The sequence below is a fragment of the Thermostichus sp. MS-CIW-15 genome (genome assembly GCF_054060575.1).
This window is the reverse complement of record NZ_JBSSDI010000016.1, coordinates 38,276-58,445: the sequence shown is the minus strand read 5'-3', so window position 1 is coordinate 58,445 and position 20,170 is coordinate 38,276. Positions and strand designations below refer to the sequence as shown.

The 20,170-nt window shown below is 60.6% G+C and carries 21 protein-coding genes and 1 tRNA gene; 6 read left to right on the top strand and 16 right to left on the bottom strand.

The features are described from left to right. Positions 1-33: 33 nt before the first annotated feature. From ACVW0R_RS07725 to ACVW0R_RS07690, 8 genes are all read right to left on the bottom strand, one after another. Positions 34-1,998 (bottom strand): ribulose bisphosphate carboxylase small subunit, encoded by a 1,965-nt coding sequence (locus tag ACVW0R_RS07725; RefSeq protein WP_099812057.1) that lies wholly within the window; start codon positions 1,996-1,998, stop codon positions 34-36. 48 nt (positions 1,999-2,046) lie between these two features. Beyond that, a complete protein-coding gene (locus tag ACVW0R_RS07720) occupies positions 2,047-2,346 on the bottom strand; it encodes a EutN/CcmL family microcompartment protein (protein ID WP_011430452.1) in 300 nt (99 codons plus the stop codon). Next, positions 2,347-2,688, bottom strand: a complete 342-nt coding sequence (locus ACVW0R_RS07715; protein ID WP_011430451.1) for a carbon dioxide-concentrating mechanism protein CcmK — start codon at positions 2,686-2,688, stop codon at positions 2,347-2,349. 91 nt (positions 2,689-2,779) lie between these two features. Next, positions 2,780-3,088, bottom strand: coding sequence for a carbon dioxide-concentrating mechanism protein CcmK (locus ACVW0R_RS07710; protein WP_011430450.1), 309 nt, complete (start codon positions 3,086-3,088; stop codon positions 2,780-2,782). Between the two features lie 531 nt (positions 3,089-3,619). Continuing rightward, complete coding sequence (locus ACVW0R_RS07705) at positions 3,620-4,345, bottom strand: energy-coupling factor ABC transporter ATP-binding protein (protein ID WP_011430448.1); 726 nt, start codon at positions 4,343-4,345, stop codon at positions 3,620-3,622. Positions 4,346-4,366: 21 nt separating this feature from the next. Further along, a complete protein-coding gene (locus ACVW0R_RS07700; protein ID WP_011430447.1) occupies positions 4,367-5,206 on the bottom strand; it encodes a cell division protein FtsQ/DivIB in 840 nt (279 codons plus the stop codon). Positions 5,207-5,248: 42 nt separating this feature from the next. Then, complete coding sequence (ndhO, locus tag ACVW0R_RS07695; RefSeq protein ID WP_011430446.1) at positions 5,249-5,467, bottom strand: NAD(P)H-quinone oxidoreductase subunit O; 219 nt, start codon at positions 5,465-5,467, stop codon at positions 5,249-5,251. 54 nt (positions 5,468-5,521) lie between these two features. Continuing rightward, positions 5,522-5,908: a hypothetical protein gene (locus ACVW0R_RS07690; protein WP_011430445.1), complete on the bottom strand. Its 387-nt coding sequence runs from the start codon at positions 5,906-5,908 to the stop codon at positions 5,522-5,524. Positions 5,909-6,310: 402 nt separating this feature from the next. Between ACVW0R_RS07690 and ACVW0R_RS07685 the strand changes: the two genes are divergently transcribed. The 3 genes from ACVW0R_RS07685 (at position 6,311) to ACVW0R_RS07675 (ending at position 8,360) form a co-directional block, all read left to right on the top strand. Then, a complete protein-coding gene (locus tag ACVW0R_RS07685) occupies positions 6,311-6,478 on the top strand; it encodes a hypothetical protein (RefSeq protein WP_011430444.1) in 168 nt (55 codons plus the stop codon). 1,089 nt (positions 6,479-7,567) lie between these two features. Continuing rightward, positions 7,568-7,978 (top strand): plastocyanin, encoded by a 411-nt coding sequence (gene petE, locus ACVW0R_RS07680; protein ID WP_011430443.1) that lies wholly within the window; start codon positions 7,568-7,570, stop codon positions 7,976-7,978. Between the two features lie 151 nt (positions 7,979-8,129). Then, positions 8,130-8,360 carry a hypothetical protein gene (locus tag ACVW0R_RS07675; RefSeq protein WP_011430442.1) on the top strand — a complete coding sequence of 77 codons (231 nt, stop codon included), beginning with the start codon at positions 8,130-8,132 and terminating at the stop codon, positions 8,358-8,360. A gap of 39 nt (positions 8,361-8,399) precedes the next feature. On the opposite strand, the gene ACVW0R_RS07670 is transcribed toward ACVW0R_RS07675, so the two are convergent. Beyond that, complete coding sequence (locus ACVW0R_RS07670; protein WP_011430441.1) at positions 8,400-8,612, bottom strand: DUF2997 domain-containing protein; 213 nt, start codon at positions 8,610-8,612, stop codon at positions 8,400-8,402. Positions 8,613-8,700: 88 nt separating this feature from the next. Between ACVW0R_RS07670 and ACVW0R_RS07665 the strand changes: the two genes are divergently transcribed. After that, entirely contained in the window at positions 8,701-9,750 is a 1,050-nt protein-coding gene (locus ACVW0R_RS07665) for a potassium channel family protein (protein WP_011430440.1), read from the top strand. 18 nt (positions 9,751-9,768) lie between these two features. Here ACVW0R_RS07665 and ACVW0R_RS07660 read toward each other — a convergent pair whose 3' ends face one another. The 6 genes from ACVW0R_RS07660 to ACVW0R_RS07635 all read right to left on the bottom strand — a co-directional run bounded on the left by ACVW0R_RS07660 (position 9,769) and on the right by ACVW0R_RS07635 (position 17,121). Beyond that, entirely contained in the window at positions 9,769-10,437 is a 669-nt protein-coding gene (locus tag ACVW0R_RS07660; protein ID WP_457501891.1) for a PHP domain-containing protein, read from the bottom strand. 142 nt (positions 10,438-10,579) lie between these two features. Then, complete coding sequence (locus ACVW0R_RS07655) at positions 10,580-11,740, bottom strand: pyridoxal-phosphate-dependent aminotransferase family protein (protein ID WP_414388568.1); 1,161 nt, start codon at positions 11,738-11,740, stop codon at positions 10,580-10,582. A 30-nt stretch (positions 11,741-11,770) separates the two neighbouring features. Next, positions 11,771-11,842: transfer RNA gene (locus tag ACVW0R_RS07650), tRNA-Cys, on the bottom strand. A 272-nt stretch (positions 11,843-12,114) separates the two neighbouring features. After that, positions 12,115-13,374: a CO2 hydration protein gene (locus ACVW0R_RS07645; protein WP_011430437.1), complete on the bottom strand. Its 1,260-nt coding sequence runs from the start codon at positions 13,372-13,374 to the stop codon at positions 12,115-12,117. A gap of 53 nt (positions 13,375-13,427) precedes the next feature. After that, positions 13,428-14,945, bottom strand: a complete 1,518-nt coding sequence (locus ACVW0R_RS07640) for an NADH-quinone oxidoreductase subunit M (protein ID WP_011430436.1) — start codon at positions 14,943-14,945, stop codon at positions 13,428-13,430. A gap of 316 nt (positions 14,946-15,261) precedes the next feature. Continuing rightward, positions 15,262-17,121, bottom strand: a complete 1,860-nt coding sequence (locus ACVW0R_RS07635) for an NAD(P)H-quinone oxidoreductase subunit F (protein ID WP_011430435.1) — start codon at positions 17,119-17,121, stop codon at positions 15,262-15,264. A gap of 181 nt (positions 17,122-17,302) precedes the next feature. On the opposite strand from ACVW0R_RS07635, the gene ACVW0R_RS07630 reads away from it, so the two are divergent. Then, positions 17,303-17,527 (top strand): hypothetical protein, encoded by a 225-nt coding sequence (locus tag ACVW0R_RS07630; protein WP_457501890.1) that lies wholly within the window; start codon positions 17,303-17,305, stop codon positions 17,525-17,527. A 31-nt stretch (positions 17,528-17,558) separates the two neighbouring features. On the opposite strand, the gene cobJ is transcribed toward ACVW0R_RS07630, so the two are convergent. Next, positions 17,559-19,427, bottom strand: a complete 1,869-nt coding sequence (gene cobJ / locus ACVW0R_RS07625; protein ID WP_457501889.1) for a precorrin-3B C(17)-methyltransferase — start codon at positions 19,425-19,427, stop codon at positions 17,559-17,561. A 55-nt stretch (positions 19,428-19,482) separates the two neighbouring features. Between cobJ and ACVW0R_RS07620 the strand changes: the two genes are divergently transcribed. Then, entirely contained in the window at positions 19,483-20,124 is a 642-nt protein-coding gene (locus ACVW0R_RS07620; RefSeq protein WP_011430432.1) for a hypothetical protein, read from the top strand. Positions 20,125-20,170 lie beyond the last annotated feature (46 nt).

Genomic DNA, 20,170 nt, shown 5'->3' with positions numbered 1-20,170 from the left:
GAACCAACAGTGATCAGAGAACAGGCGGATCCCTCAAGGGGTTTGGATGATCTGCTCCAGCACCCGTCGTTTGGCTTTGGGGTCGATGCCCAGCAGGCGCACATACTCGCCGCGATGCTCCTCCAGGCAGGCTTCCAGAGCCGCCACCACCTGGGGCAGCTGGGTGGCCTCGATAGGGCTGCAGCTCTGCCAAGAGGAGGTGCGAAAACGCCGCTTGTCCGCATGTTCGGTGCCGATGCGGTAGCCCTGGCTGAGCAATTGCTGCACCTGTGCCACCACCTCGCTGCTGAGTCGGGTGCTGGCAGGAACGGTGGAAACAGGAGTAGCCGCCGGGGATCCCTGGGCTGCAGGGGCAGGCGACTTGCCGCCGGGGGTTTGAATGACGCGCTCGTAAACCCGCTTTTTCCCCTTGGGATCGATCCCCAACAGGCGCACGTAGTGGCCTTGGTGCTCCGCCAAAGCAGCCGTCAGCTCGGCCAACACCTCCGGCCCGCGGCTGGCGCGAATGGTCGGCCCGGTCTGCCAAGAGGAGGTTTTGAAGCGGCGCTCGTCAGCATATTCGTAGCCGATGCGATAGCCCTGGGCCAGCAGCCGATGTACCTCTTCCTGTAACTCCAGGTCGAGGCCAGCAGCGCTCCCTCCCAGCTTGCCCCCCTCTGCGGGCGAGGCTGTCCCGCCGCTGCTGCTCATCTGGGGCGTTTGAATCACCTTCTCCAGCACCCGCCGTTTGGCCTTGGGATCGATTCCCAGCAGGCGCACATACTCTCCCGTATGTTCGGCCAAGGCCGCCTGCACAGCCGCCAGGATCTCTTGGGCCGAGCCGCTCCAATTGCCCAAAGTCTGCCAGGAAGAGGTGCGGTAGCGGCGGACATCGGCCACCTCCAGGCCGACGCGATACCCCTGCGCCAATAGCGCCCGGATCTCCTCCTCCAAGCTGGCGTCAGGGCGCGGATTGGCTGCGCCGGAACCTGGGGCCGTAACCGAGACGTGGCTGGGGGATCCAGAAACGGTCGCCGGCCCCTCCGGGGTTTGGATGATCTGCTCCAACACCCGTCGTTTCGCCTTGGGGTCGATCCCCAACAGGCGCACGTATTCGCCGCGGTGCTCCGCCAAAATAGCCCCCAGCGATTGCATGACCTCGGCCTCGCGGGTGCTGGTGATCGGGCTTTCGCTCTGCCAGGAAGAGGTACGGAAGCGGCGGGCATCGGCATATTCCAGCCCTACCCGATAGCCTTGGGCCAACAGGGCGCGAACTTGCTCCACCACCTCCGGCTTGAGAAGGGATCCGCCGCCGTTCCGGCCGTCGGCGCGAGAGGAGGAATGAGTCATGGATGCCGTCTCCGTAGCCGTTGGGTTAGAGGTGCGCGACCGCAGAAGTTCGTTGCGAATGGGAGCAATACAGACCAGGTTTTCGCTGCAGTGATAGCCTTCCAGCAGAGCCTGGTTGATGCCGATCACATGTTGGGCAAACTTGGCATCGCTATCCTGCACATCGGGCAGCCGATCCGCCTCAGCTTGCGTGGTGATGATGGAGCCGGAGGGCACATACTTGCCCGGCGGGATCTCCACATCCTGGATCAAGCAGTGCAACATGACGATGCAGCCATCCCCCACCCGCGCGTTGAACACCGTGGAGCGGAAGCCGATAAAGCAGTTGTTGCCCACATAGGCTGGCCCGTGGATCAAGGCCATGTGGGCAATGGAGGTGTTCTTGCCAATCCACACGGAGTAGGGTTGGCCATCTTCCCCAATGACCCGCCCTTGCTCCAGGCCGTGGATTACCACCCCATCCTGGACGTTGGAGCCGTCGCCAATGTAGAAGGGAGAGCCCTCATCCGCACGGATGGAAGTTCCTGGGGCAATCAGCACCTGGGCGCCCACGCGCACATCCCCGATGAGATTGGAAAAGGAATGCACGTAGGCAGAGGGATGGATGGTCGGCTCCGCCAGGCGGCGAGACCAGGGCGTTGGCGGCGCAGCATAGGTGTGAGCAGGCATAACCGTGAGCCTCTAGAACACGTCAGAGAGAGGAAGGAGGGATCCCAGCTAGCGTTGGTCGCGCTTGTTGTAGAGGGAGCGACCGCCGATGCTGACGGTATCGATGATCGCCATCACCACTGCATCCAGCGGACGGGTTTCGTTTCCCTGCGGCTGGCGAGCTGCGCTGCCCTGGCTGACCAGCACCCACTCCTCGGCGCCGGCCCCCACCGGATCGGCAGCTACAGCGTAGTCGGGCTGCGGTCGGCCCTCGAGATCGACATACTGCACCACCAGAAACTTCACGCCTGTCAGGCTGGGATCCTTCTGGGTGCTGGTAACAGTGCCCCGCACAATCGCGATACGCATCTAGGGACGGGTGAAGGGACGGATGGCGTTGACCCCTTCGCGGAACTGAGCCACATCCTCGGTGTAGCGAATGGGCAACACGTACTCTAGGTTTTCGTGGGGACGGGCGATGATGTGCCAGGAGAGCAACTGGCCGCCATTGACCCGCTTCACCGACTCGATCCCGGCGGCCACCGAGGCCTGCACCTCGGAGACATCGCCCCGTACGATCACGGTGACGCGCCCGCTGCTGATTTTTTCATAACCCACCAGGGTGACGCGCGCGGCCTTTACCATGGCGTCGGCAGCTTCCACCACTGCCGGGAAGCCCAGGGTTTCGATCATTCCGACTGCAATAGCCATAGGGACTCCTTACGCTGAAATTGTGGAGGGGGTTGGAACCTGTCCAGATTTTCTGGATCGGGTCAATTCCAGGCTAAGTGCAACTACTCAGTTAGGTACGAAACTGCTCCACTGCCTCCGTGTAGCGGATGGGCAGCACAAACTCCAGGTTTTCGTGGGGACGGGCGATGATGTGGTGGGAGAGGATCTCGCCCCCACTCACCCGTTTGGCAGACTCCAAGCCAGCGGCCACCGAGGCCTGCACCTCGGAGACATCGCCCCGTACGATCACGGTGACGCGCCCGCTGCCAATTTTTTCGTAACCCACTAGGGTGACGCGCGCGGCCTTTACCATGGCGTCGGCAGCTTCCACTACTGCCGGGAACCCGCGGGTTTCGATCATTCCGACTGCAATAGGCATATCAACTCTCCACTTTTGAACACTCAGTTCCTGAACGTTGCCGAACCCAGCAATAAGGCCAATCGATCTCCAAATTGATCTCGCCTATTGGGTTCGATCCTGCAATTTCCCTCGAACTCATCCAAGAGATCCTCTGCCCAACCCTCAGTGGACAGCTCTTCTCGGCAACACCTACTCCAGCCACCACAGACCTCCCCCTGGAGAGAAGGCCGTGCCCAACCCCCGACCTCAGACTCAATCAGACGGAGGCCAGAAAAGGTTGTGGGAGCCATCCGGGTTAACCACAACTGTCGCTCAGGCGGGCAAAGCTGCCAACTCCAGGCCAAGTCCCCATCTTTCTTGCACAAAATCGATCATACAAAATCGACGAGGACGCCCCAGAGAAGGGATCCCCCGACTCAACAAAATGATATCCCCATTCAATCCTGGACGAAAATCAATATTTTTAATTAGCACGATAGCTTTTTATTAAGAGAGACAAAATTTTTATCAACTCAAAAATAATTCTTGACATCTTTTCAGCTTTTGCCGTTATCGGCGCAGCGAGGGGGGCACTTCCAAGTCATGGGCTTCCATGAGGTCGGGTTGGCTCATCAGATGGGCCGGGGATCCCTGGGCGCAAATCCGGCCTTGATCTAAGAGGATCACCCGATCGCACACTTCCAGGATCAGTTCCAGATCGTGGGAAGCGAGCAGAAAGGTGTGCGTTGCTTGCAACAAAAAGGCGATTAGCCGGCGACGGGCGCGCAGATCCAGGTTGGCAGTCGGCTCATCGTAGAGTACCAACTGCGGCTGCATTGCCAGGATCCCGGCGATCGCCACCATGCGTTTTTCACCGCCGGAGAGATGATGGGGGGGACAGTTGGCCAAATTCAGGGTGCCGGTCATCGCCAGGGTTGCTTGGACCACAGCCGCGACCTCTGTCTCAGAACGTCCCAGGTTGCGCGGCCCAAAGGCTACATCCTCGGCCACCGAGGCGGCAAACAGTTGATCGTCGGGATCCTGAAACACCAGCCCCACCTCAGGGCGAAACTGGCCAGGCTGGAGCGGCTGCCCAAACAAAGTGATCTGGCCGGAACAGGGGGGCAACAGGCCAGCGAGGGCCAGGAACAGGGTGGTTTTGCCGGCGCCATTGGGGCCAATGATTCCTAGGCGCTGCCCGGCCTCAACCCGTAGATCCAGCCCTTGCAGCACCGGCGGACAACCGGGATAGGCGACCCACAACTGTTTGACCTCCACCGCCGGCGCTGTGTTCATGGCAGCAAGCTCATCCCAGGGCTAGCGCTGCTCCCAATGCTTCCAGCGCTTCTGGGTGGCGGCAGGGGTGAGCTGCAGGGTGGGTACGCTGGGGCTGGTCAGGTCGATCTGGAGAATTTCGTCGGGTGTACACTCGCAGTGGCGGCGCAGATCCCGCATTTGGTTGAGGGTTTGAATTTGCAGAGGCAGGCGGTCAGAAATCGGCCCCAGATAGACGTTGCCCAGCTCAGTGTGGAGCGTGATTCCCTCTCCCGACTGCCAATCTACGGTCTCGATCTGGATCTCAGCCTGTTGCAGGGCTTCGAGCAACAAGGCCCATTGCTCGGGCGCGTGGTTCTCCCAGCCCAGCAACTCCAGCTCAGGCCAGGAAAGGGAGGATCCGCTGTGGCGTCGAAAGGGATCGGGGGGCAGCCAATGGCCTTGCCGATCCACCCAGCCTGTCTGGTCGCCCCGACGGGCGCGCGCGACCAGTTGCCGTTCCCGCACCTGGACGATCACCCCCACCGGCAGCAGCCGCCGCTGTACCTGGACGCTTTCGATGGGAGAAGGGCGGGCCGGGGATGCCAGCAAGGCTCTTTCCAACACAGCCGGCTGCACCTGCCAGAGGTTCATTGGATAGGTCAGAGGCAGTTGCTCCCGGATCCAGTCGGGGTCGACCCAGTAGCTGCCCTTTACCTGAATTTGCTCCGGCCGGCGAATTTGCCAGTAGGGCTGCTGCAGGCCCAACACCAGCAGCGTCAGAACGCCCATCGAGCTGGCCAAGCGCCAGGATCCCTGCCAAAAGCGCTTGCGCCGTTGCTGACGCAAAAGTCGCCTGCGTTGCAGAAGTTGGTCGCGCGTGGGAGAAGCCAGAGGTACCATTAGCCCTCCCTCAAGCCAAAGGGGAGCATTCCATGCTCCTATTCAACTCGCGATCTCCTCGACCTGATCCGCCCGCAGCCAAATTGGAGGGGTGGGAACAGCCCCAAACTTAATCTGGAGGTAGTCGTCCTTGATATCCACCACTTCTCCAGGAGTTTCGAAGACGTAGTTGGGAATCAAAGGGTCGCTGGCCTGGGCTTCCAGGCTGCCTTGCAGTTTCTCGCGGATGGCCCGCACCAAAGTGCCTCGCTTAATCGCCATTGCCCCTCCTTCGATAGCCGTTGTATCCTGTGCCGCCAATAAGCCGGGTCCAGCCTACTTGCGCTTCAGGCTGCGGGCCATGTTGCGAAACATGTCCATGTCAGATCCCCCCTGGCGGCGTGAGCCTGCTCCACTGCTGCTGTTTGAGGTGGAAGAGCTTTGCTCAGGGGCTTTGGCCTGTTCTACGGCCAACTTAACTTTGCTTAGGGAAGAAACCTGCTCCACCACCTCCACCTTCTCCGTAGAGCCGAAATCCTGGAAGGTGTGCTTCACGATCCTAGGAGTGCGCATGTATTCGATGTTGCCAAGGGTTTTGGCCTCATCTGGGTCGAGAAAGAAGGTGTTGTCTTTCTTTTTGGCCGGCTGAGCAGCCGTCCCTGATGAAGGTTTGGAATCTGCCTGACCACGAGAGCCGAAAAAGCGCCTGAAGATGCCCACCATTGGTGTCTTGCCTGCAATGCGAAGAAAGTTGAGCCGGATCCCTAGACGTCGGGTCAGCCAGCCGCAGCTAGAAAGGTGACGGCTGAGCCCGGCTATGAAATCATGTTAAGCCAACTCAGGATAACATGCTCCCTGGCTGCAGGACGGCTTTCTCGGCCACATGTTCAACTCTCGGAGGCTCTGCCAGGGGAGGACCTTCGACCCTAGGCAAGTAGTCTGGCCAAGGGCAGCGAGCACATCCTCAGTCACGGCTCTTTAGTAAGTTTGGGGATCCCAATGACTGGCCAATGTACAGTTTTTTTGCTGGAAAATCCGTGTTGGCTCCCTTTTTGAGCTATGGCTTGACTCTTCACAATCAGTATGGGCAAGCAGTGTTAAGCCCGATCCCAGGAGGGGCAAACTATGACCATTCGATCCATCGTTGAAGAAGTCTTGCAAACTCGCCACTTTACCTCAGAACACGAGAGCCTAATCTACCGCCTGTTGTGCGATCGGTGTTTTGACGAGGCCGATTTGAAGGCATTGGCTTACCTGAGCGACGCTATGGTTCAGGGAATTGTTCAGCACTAGCCTCGGGATCCCTAAATAATTACAGGCGGCACTCCGGATGCCCGTCTTACGGAGAGGGCCCAAAAACTTTTGGGATCCCTTCCTCTGCGAAACCCTTTAGGCTCAAGAAGCTTCTGAGATCATCTCCAGAAGTGCGAGCGAAATTACCTGGCAGGCGTTGGGGAGCAAGCGTTACCCCTCTGCCTGCGAGGTGTAATGTATGGCAACCCTGAGCGGACTGCCTAAATTCAAGGCTGTGCCGATGCAGCGAGCCAAGATTTGAATGTTTTGCTTTTGCTCCGCCGATTCTAAAATCCTGGTAGAGGCCTTGCTCGGGCTGGCGATGGACGAATACCGGCTGTTCATCTTAAGCAAGCTCTCAATTTTGTTCAGCGGGTTGATATCTTATACGCGACTTGGAAAGTAATTGGAGAACAGCAAAAGAAATACCGCATCGTTCTTTGCTTAAAGACTAGAGCGGCTTGTCCCTCTCCCGCATCGGCGACCCTACGGATTTTGGCCGGCAAGGCACTCCCAGTTTTTCAGAGATGGCCGGTTTTCTCTCCGAGATCCCACGGGCGAAGGATCGCCGCCTTGCGGTGAGAGCATGCCTCTAACCCCCAAAACCCTGAACTTTGCTGAATTTACTGAGCTTTAGGCGGTTTGGCAAAAGTCATTGAGAGGGATATAGTAGACCAAGTTTCCCCCTGATCCTTGAGTCCACCGCAACGGTTGCCGGGAAGTGAAGGGGGAAAGCGCTCGGGGGGTATTCCTCAGGGCTTTGCGGGATACCGCCTTCCTGCTCAGAGATAGGCAGGATGCGATCGCTTCTTTCCTGAACCATGTTCAGGAGAGTTCAGCGTGAATGTATCAGGCAACGAGAAAGGTAGAGGCTCGAGGCAATCTCGTCGCCCGATCCCTCCCTGTGGCCTTGCCGTCTGGAACAGCCCCTCGCTCTAGCAAGGGAATGGGTGTTCCTGTTCCGCCTTAAGATCCTAAGATAGGAGTTGAACGTCCCTGCTGGACTGGGTGCCTTTCCTTTACAACTTGGAAAGGGGGGGCCCAGCCGCAGAGGCGGGGGCGACGGCCGTTACGTTTTGAGAGGAATCCATGTTGTTCATTTTTAACCTAGCGAAGCGTCTGCAGCGCATCCTCCTCGCTCTCGTAGTCGGGGTGGCTGCGGTAGCTTTCCTGTCCAACCCTGCTGCTGCTGAAACCTACACGGTCAAGATGGGCTCTGACAAGGCCCAGCTCATTTATGATCCCCCCACCCTCACCATCAATCAGGGAGATACTGTTCGGTGGGTCAACAACAAGGTCTATCCTCACAACGTTGTCTTTGACAAGGTACCTGGTGGCGATGCGGCCCTGGCAGCCAAGCTGTCCCACAAGGCCCTGCTCACTGCTCCCAACCAAGTGGTGGAATCGGCCTTTGTCGATGTCCCTCTGGGTGAGTACACCTACTACTGCACTCCCCACCGGGGGGCTGGCATGGTCGGCAAGATCATCGTCAAGGGCTAGGCTGGCGCTCCAATTCCACTTCTCTGGTTGCTTTTTAAGAGGGAGATTCCGGCTCTGGCTTGCTGGCATGGGATCCCTGCCCGTAGCATAGAAAGTAGCCCTCTCGAGAGTGGGGGGGCTTTTTCGCGAATAGACGTTAGACAGGTTCCCCATGACCACCAGTGTTAAAGGCTACCTGCTCCTGGCCGTTTCCTGCATCAGTGCCATTGCCGCTGTGGGTTCGATTTTCGAGTTGGCTTCCGGTGAGCCGGATTTTGGCGTCGGCCCCACCAGCATTATCTTGATCGTCGCTGCTCCCTTGGCGGTTTGGCTGTTTCAATCGGCAGTTGGGGCGGCACGAGCCAGCGGCGCTGCCGGCAAGGGGGGCAAGAAGCGAAAGTAGGCAGGTAGATACGGGAAAACTGGGGGGAAGGGGATGGAGTCAGCGGGTTTGCTGTAAAGAAACTTGTGATTCTATCTCGGCTTCTGCTGGCTGATGAAACTCCGGCAACAGCTTTCGTTCTTGCACCGTTCCAAGGGCTGCTTCTAGCTCTGCCGTGGCTAGAGTACAACTGGAGCCAGATCCGTTCAATACGGTCTCGGTCACCTGTCCTTTTTTGTCGATCCGATATTCCACCTTGATGTACTCGGGCATCTGCACTCCACTCGCTGCTGCTCAACAACTGACTTTCTCCTACCCATTGTAGTTCTCGCTTTTTCCCCGCTCGATCTGGCTGGGCCGTATGGCTTCTGCTCGTCCCCCGTTTCCTCCTGCCAAAAGGGATCCCGGTATCCAGCGGGATCTGAGTTTGGGAGTAGGGGCGCTGCTGGGCGTTGTCCTGATCGGCACCCTTTGGTACCACGGGGTGGAGCAATGGCCTTGGGTGGAAGCTTTTTACATGAGCGTTATCACCCTAACTACTGTGGGCTTCATGGAGGTGCAGCCGCTGGGGGATCGGGGGCGCTTGTTCACGGTGGCCTTGATCCTGATGGGGGTCTTGAGCATCGGGTTCATGGTGAACCGCTTTACAGAGGCCCTCATCCAGGGGCATTTTCAGGAAGGGATCCGGCAGCGGAAGTGGAAGAAACAGATGGAAGCGCTGAACAACCACTACATCGTCTGCGGTTTTGGGCGCATTGGGCGACAGGTGGCCCAGGAGTTTCAGGCAGAGGGGGTGCCCTTTTTGGTGATCGATCAATCGGCCGAGGCAATTCAGGTGGCCCAAGAGCTGGGATATGTCGCTCTCCAGGGAGACAGCACTCTCGATGCCACCTTGCTGGCGGCGCGGGTGCAGCAGGCCGAGGGGTTGATTGCCGCCCTCTCCAGCGATGCCGAAAACCTCTATGTGGTGCTGTCGGCCCGCACCCTCAACCCTCGTATCCGCACCATTGCCCGCGCCAACACGGAAGAGGCTTTGCAAAAGCTGCAGCGAGCGGGCGTTGCCCACGCCATCTCTCCCTTCATCACCGGTGGAAAACGGATGGCAGCGGCTGCCCTGCGCCCCCGCGTGGTGGACTTTGTGGATGGGATCCTGTCGGGTCGAGATCGCACTTTTTACTTGGAAGAGTACGAGCTGGCGGCGCAAGAATGCCCCTATGTTGGCCAGACCCTGGGGAAAGCCAATCTAAGGGCGCGATCCGGCGCGTTGGTGGTGGCAATTCGGCGAGCCGATGGCCAGCTGATTGGCGGCCCCAGCGGTGACACCCTGTTGCAACCGGGGGATCTGCTGCTGTGTATGGGCACGGCCGAGCAGTTGCGCCGCCTGGGCCAGTTGCTCTATCCCCGCCCCTAGATGGGCTGGACAAGTCGGCTAGATACGCCTGAGGATGCTGGGGCCGTGGGAGTCGGTGCCGCAGGTTTTCAAAAGTCCGTAGGTCTCTGCCAGCTTTTCCCCAATCGCCGCCTCCCCTGGGCTGGGAGCCCAAATGTCGGGGTTTTTGTAGGCGTAGTAGACCTCAAGGCCATCCAGGCCCAACTCCACGGCTGCCGGCACCAGCTCTTCCGCAGGCAGCCAGTAGCGAAAGGGATGGGCCAACACCGCCAGGCCGCCTGCTGCTTGAATGGCCCCAATGGCCTCAGCGGCGGGCAGGCCGGGAACTTGCTCCCCCTGGATGTAGGGATCCAAAACAGGATCCGCCGGATCGAAGCCGTAGCCAAGAATATGCACCTCGCAGCCCAGCAGGTTGGCTGTAATCTCGATCCCCGTCCATAGCAGGGGGTCCTCGGGGCGATCCAGATAGGCTTGCGCTTGCTCGTAGCCCTTCAGGGTGTGGTGATCGGTGATGGCCAGGCCCTTGAGGCCGTGCCGGCGCGCCTGCTCCGCCAAGTCTGCCGGATCCATGCGCCCATCGGAGCAGCAGGTGTGCAGGTGAAAGTTGTACTGCAGCGGGCAGGAGAGAGGGCCGATCCCCTGCAGCACCCGCCGCAGCTCCGCCGCCGAGGCAGTTTGACAGGGATCCCGTTGCAAACTAACCAGCATGTCAACCCTTGGGTTGGGAACAGATAGCTCTCCAGAGCAGTCGACTCTGGAATTTTATCTTTTGTTAAGAACGCTCACCCATTCTAGCCAGGGCAAGGGAGGGGCGCCAGGTGTCAAGAACTACAGAATGGGCAAGGGATCCCTAGGGGCTTGCCAAGATCTCCTCGGCCGCCTTGATGGCCGCTCCAGGAGGGAAGTCGCCATAACCCAGCGTGTGCAGGGTCGACTCCAGGGCAGCCAGCGTGGTGAGAATGTCGCGGTCGCTCACAAAGCCCAGATGGCCGATGCGGAAGATCTTGCCCTTGAGGTGGTCTTGACCGGCAGCAAGGGCGATGTCGAAGCGTTTCTTCAGGGTGCTGCGGAGGGTATCGGCGTTGATCCCTTCAGGCGCCAGCACAGCAGTTACCGAGGGGCTGGCTGCCGACTCCGGGTTGACCAAAAGCTTCAGCCCCAGGGCCTTGACGCCGGCGCGGGTGGCCTGGGCCAAACGGGCGTGGCGGCGGCAGATGGCTTCCAACCCTTCGGCCCGCATCAGGCGCAGGGTTACCTGCAGGGCATAAAACAGGTTCACCGCGGGCGTAAAGGGAGTGGTGCCCTGGCGCAGGGCTTTTTGGGCCAGTTTAAAGCTCCAGTAGTACTTGGGAAAGCGAGAGCGCTCGGCAGCAGCCATGGCCCGCGGGCTCACCGCCACAAACCCCAGCCCGGGCGGGATCATGTAGCCTTTCTGGGATCCGGAGGCCACCACGTCTAGGCCCCACTCGTCCATAGGCACCGGCATGGCCCCCAAACTGGTGACCGCATCCACAATCACCAGGGCTTCTCCGTGCTCGCGGGCAGCAGCCGCGATGGCCTGCACATCGTTGGCTACGCCGCTGGAGGTTTCCGAGTGGGTGAGGATGACCGCCTTGATGGTCTTCTCCCGGTCGGCGGCCAGCTTTTCTTGGAAGACTTCGACAGGATAGGGCACGCCCCAGGGGGTCTCTATCCGCTCGCACTGCAGGCCAAACTGCTCCGACATCTCGGCCCAGCGCTCGCCAAACTTGCCGTTGACCCCCACCAAGACCTGCTCCCCGGGGCTGAGGGTGTTGAGGATCCCGGCTTCCATGGCCCCGGTGCCGCTGCAGGCAAAGACAAACACATCGGAGGTGGTCTGGTGCAGCCAGCGCAACCCCTCCGTCACCTCTTCCAGAATGGCGCTGAACTCTTGGCTGCGGTGCTCGATGGGCCCCCGCGCCATGGCCAGCAGCGCACTCTCGGGAACGGGAGTGGGGCCGGGGATCATCAACATCAACTTGTCTTTCATGCGGGTCCCGCTGGGGATGTCAGGTTTGAGAGGTGGCGGCCAGATTCGAACTGGCGCATAGAGGTTTTGCAGACCTCTGCCTTACCACTTGGCTACGCCACCCTACTCCTCAATCGGACAAAACATTGTATCCGAAAATGGGATCCCGCTTCCACTTGCTGCAGCCAACGGCAACAGCGCTCGGGTTCGCTAGGCATCGACAATAGCTTGGTAGCCCCGTACTTGAGTGCGGGGCGAAAAAGCCCTTGAGCCACTTTAGTTGCTTCATAGTTAGTACAGAGCTTCTCCAGGAAAACAACCTACTGCGGTGCAAAACCCGCGCGGCAATAACTAACCTGGAGGAACTTAAGTCCGAAGTAAGCAGAACTTTGAGGTTATGCCTCAAAGGACTGTCTAGGGGCGTCTTGACAGCGCCTTCGCGAGTCCATCTTGGGCTGCGTAAGAATCCGCTGGGTGGGAGTGTCAACTTCTTCTTGTACCCTCAGCAGGCGGGATCCCAGCAGCCGCTGCAGCCAGGGGGCGAGAAACTCGCGATTGGCCAACTGCTGCTGGGGATCCTGGGTTTCCAGAGGAAAGGGGGCAAGGGCCCGCAGGGCGGCGGTGGTAACACAGAACATGGCCTTTTGGAAGCTGAGGCAGATTTTCACCCGCAGGTCATCTTCCCCGCGCGGCTGGCGGCGGTAGTGCTCCCGCAAATAGCCAGGCAGGTGGCGCATCATATCCTGCATCAAGAGAGTAGGGGGGATCCCGGCGCTCCCCACCGGCAGCGGATCGGCATACAAAGCGCCGTAGGCGAAGTCCGCCTGCTCGGCCGGGATCTGGTGGGCCTGGGCATTGTAGGAGACGGTGCCCATGAAGGGAAAGGAGCGGAAAAACACAGCTTCCACGTAGGGCAGGGCCGTATCGGGCAGGAAGGTCAGCCCCGCCGACAGGGGGATGATCTCGTAGCGGCGGCCCCAGATGCAGGGGGCGTAGGTGATGGGCTTGTTGGCAGCTGCCACCAACCCCTGCTGAATGTGGGCTACTACGTCGGGAAGCGTGAGCTGCGGTTCGCTCTCGCGGCGCTTGGCCAAGGCCAGGAAGATATCGCTCATCACCCGCCAGAACTGGCCCAGGCCGCTGTACATGGCCAGCATGCGCACCTGTTCCAGCGCAAAGTCGGGGCAGAGGAAGTTGAGGCCCTGCAGAAGGGGGTTGAAGCGGAACTTGGCCCGGATGGCCACCTTGGCCCGCTCGACAAATTCGGGAGTATCCAGATAGCGATCGAGGCCTCCCCCTCCATGCCAGAGCATGGCTTTCATGCAGTATTCGGCAAACTCGTAGTTGATGCGGTCATGCCAGAGGTAGCGCAGCCATTTGCCCAGGGTGATTTCGCCGTTGAAGTACTTAAAAACTGGGAAGAGCTCCAAAAATTGGTGGTCGGCTATGAAGATCAAATTCTGGGAGTAGGCATCCAGCACCTGGCCGTAGCTGTGGAGGATGCCGATGACCTCCAGCCGGTTGCTGGAAGAATCCGGCACAAGGGCTCCCCCTGCTTCTAGGCGTTGGACGATGGGAGCCAGTCGCCGTTGCTCTAGAGGATCTAAGCCAGCCAGAAAGAAACAGGAAGGAGCGGGAACAAGGGTGGCCGTCATGGGAGAAGGAGGGGTTGAGACAACAACAAAAACTCAGTCGTATCACTAAATCGTCACAACGAAGAGAACCCAGGCTCGAAAGCAGTGGTCGGCCCGCCTGCTTCGGCAAGATTGAGGGCCGCCGGCTTGGCCAAATGGGCGGCGGTGGACTCCACCCAGTGGGTTGCCCAGGCAGGCTGGAGGCCAAGCACCACCACCAGCGAGGCCAAAACTACAGCAGGCAGGCGTTCTCCCGTGGCGCGTCGTTGCATGGCAATGGCCACTTCCGAGAGGCGCCCGAAAAAGACGCGGTTCACCATCAGCAAAAAGTAGGCCGCCGTCAATCCCGTCCCCACCATGCACAGCAACGTCTGCAGGGGGAAGACGGGGAAGCTGCCCCGAAAGAGGGTGAACTCGGCAATAAAGCCCACCAGGCCGGGCGTGCCGCCGCTGGCCATCACCCCCAACACCATCAAGCTGCCAACAAGTGGCAGGCCGCGTTCCGGGTTGAGCAATCCCCGCAGCCGCTTGAGATCCCGCGTGCCGGTGTTAGCGTAGACAGCACCCACCAGCAAAAACAGCAGCGAGGAAATCAGCCCATGGCTCACCATCTGGAAGACGGATCCCACCAAGGAGAGGGGGGTGGCCGCCGCCGTGCCCAGGAGAATGTAGCCCATGTGGGCAATGGAGCTGTAGGCCACCAGCTTTTTCATGTCTTGCTGCACCAAGGCGTTCAGGGATCCATACAGCACATTGGCCACCGCCCAACTGGCCAGCCACGGCCCGGCTTGCTCCCAGGCATCGGGCAAAAGCTGCAGGCCAAAGCGCACCAGGCCATAGGTGCCCAACTTGAGCAAGAGCCCCGCCAAGAGCACAGAAATGGGGGTGGAAGCCTCCACGTGGGCGTCCGGCAGCCAGGTGTGGAAGGGCACCAAGGGGATCTTGATGGCCAGCCCCAGCAGGATGGGAATGAGGATGAGAATCTGGGGCAGCAGCGGCAAGGGGTGGGCCTGCAAAACGGTGTAGGTAAAACTGTGGGCGTCGCTCAGCCAACTGAGGCCGAAAAAGCCAATCAGCAGAAGCACCCCCGAGAGGGCGGTGTAGACCAAAAACTTGGTGGCGGCATAGGTGCGCCGCGGCCCGCCCCAGATGGCAATCAGCAGATAAAGGGGAATTAGCTCGACTTCGTAGAACAAGAAAAACAGCAGCAAGTTCTGGGCCAGAAAAGCCCCCACAATGGCGGCTGCTAGCAGCAACACCAAGCTGTAGTAGAGGCGGGGCCGCTCCACCGGGCCGCTGGCCCAGAGGGCAATCAATACCAGCAAGCCGGTCATCACCACTAGCGGCAGGGAGATCCCATCCACCCCCAGCTCGTAAACCAGGCCCAACTGCGGGATCCAGGCCATCTGTTCGGCCATCTGGATCCCTTGCGCTTGGGGATCAAACTGCAGCAGCAGCCCCAAGCTCAGCCCCAACCAAGCCAGGCCGAAGCCCAAGGCCAAACTTCGGTGCAGGCCCTTCCCCGCTTGCTCGGGGATCAGCCCCACCAGCAGGCCACCCAATAGGGGGATCCCGATTAGAAGGCTGAGCATGGTTCCTGATACATTTACGCTGAACACTGCTGAACATCACTGTTCAACTATGCAGCGATAGCATTCTGCTTGTTTCCATTCGCGTTAGCGGGACGGAGTCCAAACAGAATGGCGGTATCCCGCAAAGCTTTGAGTAGAATACCCAAAGCGCAGTTTCCGTGTCGTCTTACTACCAATTTTCTGCTTTGCTTTGGCTACCATGTTGGCAGACTCGAAAGTAAACAGAAAGATCAACTGGTAGTAATCCGTACTGAACATATTATACATTATTTTCAGTATAGTTGAGCTTATTATTGACTAGAGTCATGCTCCCGTCTCAATAGGCTAATCCCACCAGGGGCGAGCGCAGCAGCCAAGCGGTAACCACCACGACCCCGATGACAATGAGCAACACGTAGAGCTGCATCCGCCCCGACAGGGTGTACTTGAGGGCTTCGCCGCTAAACCAAAAAGCCAGGCTCACTCCGTTCACCAGGCCATCCACCCCGTTGCGATCCAGCCACTCCAGTCCGCGGGAAAGGGCGCCGACCGGCTGCACCACCAAAGCCTGGTAGAGCTGCCCGGTGTAGAAATCCTGCGCCAACAGATCCTGCAGCTCCGGCCAGGGTAGGCGCAGCCGCCGCCGGCCCCCCCAGTACAGCCAAGCACCAACACCGGCCCCCAGCAAACCCGAGGCCGCCAGCAGAGCCGCCATCTGCTGCAGCTCTGGGATCCAACCGGGATAAAGCCCCCAGCGCCAAAACAGCCAGGGCATGAGCAGGTTCTGCACCGTCAGAATGACCATGGGCAGGGCCATCGGCCAGCCCACCTCAGGGGCACGGCGCGTCTTGGGCTGCGGGGATCCCAAGAAGACCAGGCCAAACACCCGCGCCAGGTTCAAAGCTGTCAGCCCATTCATCAGCAGCAACACCCCCAACAGGGCCGGCTGCAGGGCGCTGTACACCAGCGCCAGGCGGATTAGGATCCAAAAGCACCCCAGGGGCAACAGGGCCACCATCCCCAGGGATCCCACAGCAAAGGCGGCCACCGTAGCCGGCATGCGGCCCCCTAGGCCCCCCAGCTCCGTCAGATCTTGGGTAGAAGTGGTGTAGATGAGGGATCCCACCCCCATAAACAGCAGCGCCTTGGCCAGGCCGTGCAGCAGCAGCAGCTCCAGCGCCAAATCCGGCTGCCCCGTCCCCACCGCCCCAAACACCAGGCCCAGGTAGGCGCTGGTGGAATAGGAGAAGGTGCGCTTGAGATCGATTTGCGCCAAGGCCACCAGGGATCCCCCTACGGCTGTGATGGTGCCGATGGCCACCAGCACCCCATCCGTGAAAGGGGAGAGGGCCAAGACTGGCTGCAGCTTGATGAGGACAAAAGCTCCAGCGGCCACCACTGCCGAGTTGCGCAGGATCGAAGCCGGGTTGGGCGCCTCCATGGCCTCATCCAGCCACAGGTGCAGCGGGAACTGGGCGCACTTGCCCAGCGGCCCGGCAATCAAAGCCAACCCCATCAAGGCCGCCCAAGTTGGATCCAAGCTGGCCGTAGCCGCCCAATCGCGCAGGCCGGAAAAGGTCAAGGAGCCGGAGAAATTGGAAACCGCCACCACCCCCATCAACAGCAGCAGGTCTCCCACCCGTTTGGTGAGAAAAGCATCCCGCGCCGCCGTGACCACCAGCGGCTGGGCGTACCAAAAGCCCACCAATAAGTAGGTGGAAAGCGTGAGCATCTCCAGCAGCGCGTAGCTGAGAAACAGCGAATCGCTGAGGGCGATCCCCGTCATCCCCCCCTCAAAAAAGCCCATCAGGGCGGCAAAGCGGCCCAACCCCCAATCCTTGTCCAGGTACCCCAGGGCGTAGATCTGGGCCAGCAAGCTCAAGCCGCTTACCCAGACCACCGCCCCCAGCGTCAGAGGCGAGACCTCCAAAGCCAGGGACAAGTCCAAATCGGCCACCCGAAACCAGAGGTAGTTCAGGAGCTGGGGATCCCGACCCCAAACTTGTCGCAACAGCCAAAAGCTATGAGCAAGGGCCGCAAAGGTCAGCAGGATATTGAGGTAGGCTGCCGGACGTGGGCCACTGCGCTTGATCCAGCCAGCGGCCCAAGGAAGAGCCAGCGCTGTCCCTACCCAGCCATAAAAGGGGAGACACCAGGCGCTCTCTGGCCCAATTGCCCAGTCTTCAAAACCCGCCATCTGCTGCTTGCAACAAGTAGTTAAGCATTTTTTAATGAACAGCTACAGTCCAATAATATATATATATTAGGAGTTTTCCAGCGGCAGCGTCTCTCCCCACTTGGACACAGCTTCTGCCTCTGCCTAGGCAAGCAGGCGGCGCCCTTAGATTCTTTGAGCTCCCGGTTCTTTTGGACAGAAAATGGCGGCGCTCCGAAATACCTTGCCCAGACCCCGGCTGGGGCTATCGCGGATTGGCGCCAGGGGGAGTGAGACCCCTCACCGATTGATTCTCCTCTTTAGGCTGGGCAGCCCTCCTGACCACAGCCAGGACTATCGCCTGCAAGCCGAGGTGTGGCACGAGGTGGAAGCTTGGGGATCCCCCTGGTGGCTGCAGTTGGATCCCCGCCATCTCACGGTGTTTTGAATCGAAATCCAACGGCCATCAGGTGGGTTCATCACAAGCGGTAGCCGCGGGGAGTGATCAGCCGGCTGCCGTAGCGAAAGGTCTGCGAGCTGCCGATCAAGACCAGGGTAAACATGTCCACCTGCTCAGGATCCAACTCCCCTAGCGTGGTGAGGTGGATGGCCTCGCCGGGACGGTAGAGGTTGCGGGCCACCGCCACCGGGGTGTGGGTGGGGCGGGCCCGGCGAAAGATCTGCAGCGCCTTGAGGAAGGGATCCAACCGCTGCCGCGAGCGGGGGTTATACAGGGCCACCACAAAGTCGGCCTGGGCAGCCGCCTGCAGGCGTTGCTCGATGGCCGGCCAGGGGGTGAGGCGATCCGAGAGGGAAATAGCGCAAAAATCCTGCATGAGAGGGGCTCCTAGGCGAGCGGCAGCAGCTTGAAGGGCGGAGATCCCCGGCAGCACCTCCAGGGAGGGGCGGATCCCATCCCAGCCGCTGCGGGCCAAGTACTCCAGCACCAGGCCGGCCATGCCGTAGATCCCCGCATCCCCCGAAGAGATCACCGCCACCTGCAGCCCCTGCTGGGCCAGGGCGATGGCGCGCTGCGCCCGCTGCACCTCCTGGGTGATGGGAAAGGCTTCGCAAATCTGGCCGGGGTGCAGGAGGGGCGCCACCAAGTCCAGGTAAAGCTGGTAGCCAATCACCACCTCGGCTTGGGCCAGGGCCAGGCGGGCGGCCAAGGTCAATTGGGCGGGATCCCCAGGGCCGATGCCAATTAGCCACAGGTGCCCGGCGCGAGGGGAATACTCGCGGGCGGCGCGGGCAATGGCCAGGGTACAAGCTCCCTCGCTTTCTGAGGTGAAGATCTGCTTGGGGCAGACAAGGGTGGCTCTCCCCTGGGCTGGATTGTCCTCTCCCGACCAGCGCTGGGCCGCCAAAAGAGCAGCCGCCTCCGCCACCGAAGGGGTGCCCACCGCCTGCCGCACCGCCTCTGAAGGGTGGGGAACCGGGATCCCTGCCAGGGCCGCGGCGGAGAAAAACTCAATGGGCCAGCCATGGGCCTGGGCCAGCTCCAAGAGCCCCGCCTCATCCCGTTTCAGCTCCAGAGTGGCCAAGCCGGCAACGGCCTCGAGGGCCAGCCCCTGGTTTTGCAACAGGCGCCGCAGGGATCCCTCCAGCCAGGCGCGGCTGGTGCCCCGCTCGCAGCCCACCCCCACCCACAGCACCCGCGGATGCCAGTGGACGGTGGGGATGTGGGGGCAAGGCGTTGTGTATTCCCCAATCCGGATCTGGGCCACTGCTTGGTCGGGAGCCGTAGTCAAAAGAGGATGATCCGCTGGCCAGGCCCGCCGCCAGAGCTGCGTGCCGCAGGTTTGCTCTACGGCCACCGGCTCTCCCCGCGTCAGGGCAGCAGCTACTCCGTTCCAATCGCCACTGCCCCGCCGCCAGCCGTAGGGATGCCCCAACACATCCACAGGCGGGATCCCCAGCCCTTCGGAGGCAGAGGTGAGGATCGGCTCGGCTCCCAAAGCAGCCGCCACCTGCCGCGCCAGCGCATCGGCCCCGCCCACATGTCCCCCGCAGAGGCTAATGGCCCAGCGGCCTGATTCATCCACCACCACCACCGCCGGATCCCGGTATTTGTCCTGCAAGAGGGGGGCAATTAGCCGCACCACCGACCCAACTGGCAAGATGAAAAGACAGCCCTGCACCTGGGGCCAAGTTTGGGCCACCGCTGCCGCCAGGGATCTGGGCGCTGTGGGATGGCTGGGATCCCCATAGGCTTGCCAGGGCCAAGGCAGCGGCTCTCCCTGTGGATTGGCTTTGCTCCAGCAGATCCACTCCTCTGGCAGCAGCGACAGCAGAGCCTGGGCCAAGCGGCGACCGCGCGGGGTGGGGGCAAACAGGGCAAGCTTCATCAGCCTAGGGATCCTATACTGGACTACAGAGCCACCCGCAAATGGACAAGCGCCAATGCCAACCCCCCTTGGACTGATGCTGCCGCTGATCCCCCTGGAGGTTTTGCTCTCCACGAAGGGGCTGATGTTTTTGCTGCTATCGGCCTACGGCGGGGCCATGTGGACGTTTCTGAGCGGCGCACCGCGGGTTTACACCATCATCGTGCCCGATCTGGAGCAGGCGCGAGGGTTTTACGAAAAGGTCTTGAGGCTGCCGGAGGCGGAGCTGCCGCTGCAGTACTACTACGGCTATGAGCAAAGCATGGTCGGCTCCAGCCTGGGATCTGCCTACTTCCCGGCGGATATTGGCCTCAGCTCCCGCCTTGATGCCAAAGCCCGCTCCACCTCGACACCTCTCGATACCGCTGGCCTCTGGTATCAGCTCTCCGACACCGTGCAACTGCACGTGATCCCCGGTACCACGGATCCCTACGGCAGTCTCTCCAGAACTCCCTTTGTACCTGCCTACGGGGCGGCAGCCGGTCGCAGCAGCGGCGTCCGCTATCGCCACACCACCTACGAACGGGAAGCCCTCAAAGCCCTCCTGAAGCGGATCAACAAGCAAGGGATCCGCAGCAGCGTCCGCTCCGAAAAGCCTTTTGTCTTCTGGGTGCGCGACCATCAAGGGCAGATCGTCGAATTTGCCGAAATAGGATGAGGGGATCCCCTAAGATTGTTGGGGAGGCAAAAAGTCGGCACCGGGG

Excerpts from the sequence above, each read along its gene's own strand:
- ACVW0R_RS07700 (WP_011430447.1), bottom strand. The coding sequence starts at position 5,206 with ATGGTACCTCTGGCTTCTCCCACGCGCGACCAACTTCTGCAACGCAGG.
- ACVW0R_RS07725 (WP_099812057.1), bottom strand. The coding sequence starts at position 1,998 with ATGCCTGCTCACACCTATGCTGCGCCGCCAACGCCCTGGTCTCGCCGC.
- ACVW0R_RS07620 (WP_011430432.1), top strand. The coding sequence starts at position 19,483 with ATGCCAACCCCCCTTGGACTGATGCTGCCGCTGATCCCCCTGGAGGTT.
- petE (WP_011430443.1), top strand. The coding sequence starts at position 7,568 with ATGTTGTTCATTTTTAACCTAGCGAAGCGTCTGCAGCGCATCCTCCTC.
- ACVW0R_RS07660 (WP_457501891.1), bottom strand. The coding sequence starts at position 10,437 with ATGCTGGTTAGTTTGCAACGGGATCCCTGTCAAACTGCCTCGGCGGCG.
- ACVW0R_RS07720 (WP_011430452.1), bottom strand. The coding sequence starts at position 2,346 with ATGCGTATCGCGATTGTGCGGGGCACTGTTACCAGCACCCAGAAGGAT.
- ACVW0R_RS07645 (WP_011430437.1), bottom strand. The coding sequence starts at position 13,374 with ATGACGGCCACCCTTGTTCCCGCTCCTTCCTGTTTCTTTCTGGCTGGC.
- ACVW0R_RS07635 (WP_011430435.1), bottom strand. The coding sequence starts at position 17,121 with ATGGCGGGTTTTGAAGACTGGGCAATTGGGCCAGAGAGCGCCTGGTGT.
- ACVW0R_RS07640 (WP_011430436.1), bottom strand. The coding sequence starts at position 14,945 with ATGCTCAGCCTTCTAATCGGGATCCCCCTATTGGGTGGCCTGCTGGTG.
- ACVW0R_RS07685 (WP_011430444.1), top strand. The coding sequence starts at position 6,311 with ATGACCATTCGATCCATCGTTGAAGAAGTCTTGCAAACTCGCCACTTT.
- ACVW0R_RS07705 (WP_011430448.1), bottom strand. The coding sequence starts at position 4,345 with ATGAACACAGCGCCGGCGGTGGAGGTCAAACAGTTGTGGGTCGCCTAT.
- ACVW0R_RS07710 (WP_011430450.1), bottom strand. The coding sequence starts at position 3,088 with ATGCCTATTGCAGTCGGAATGATCGAAACCCGCGGGTTCCCGGCAGTA.
- ACVW0R_RS07675 (WP_011430442.1), top strand. The coding sequence starts at position 8,130 with ATGACCACCAGTGTTAAAGGCTACCTGCTCCTGGCCGTTTCCTGCATC.
- cobJ (WP_457501889.1), bottom strand. The coding sequence starts at position 19,427 with ATGAAGCTTGCCCTGTTTGCCCCCACCCCGCGCGGTCGCCGCTTGGCC.
- ACVW0R_RS07665 (WP_011430440.1), top strand. The coding sequence starts at position 8,701 with ATGGCTTCTGCTCGTCCCCCGTTTCCTCCTGCCAAAAGGGATCCCGGT.
- ACVW0R_RS07690 (WP_011430445.1), bottom strand. The coding sequence starts at position 5,908 with ATGGTGGGCATCTTCAGGCGCTTTTTCGGCTCTCGTGGTCAGGCAGAT.
- ACVW0R_RS07630 (WP_457501890.1), top strand. The coding sequence starts at position 17,303 with ATGGCGGCGCTCCGAAATACCTTGCCCAGACCCCGGCTGGGGCTATCG.
- ACVW0R_RS07655 (WP_414388568.1), bottom strand. The coding sequence starts at position 11,740 with ATGAAAGACAAGTTGATGTTGATGATCCCCGGCCCCACTCCCGTTCCC.
- ACVW0R_RS07715 (WP_011430451.1), bottom strand. The coding sequence starts at position 2,688 with ATGGCTATTGCAGTCGGAATGATCGAAACCCTGGGCTTCCCGGCAGTG.
- ACVW0R_RS07670 (WP_011430441.1), bottom strand. The coding sequence starts at position 8,612 with ATGCCCGAGTACATCAAGGTGGAATATCGGATCGACAAAAAAGGACAG.
- ndhO (WP_011430446.1), bottom strand. The coding sequence starts at position 5,467 with ATGGCGATTAAGCGAGGCACTTTGGTGCGGGCCATCCGCGAGAAACTG.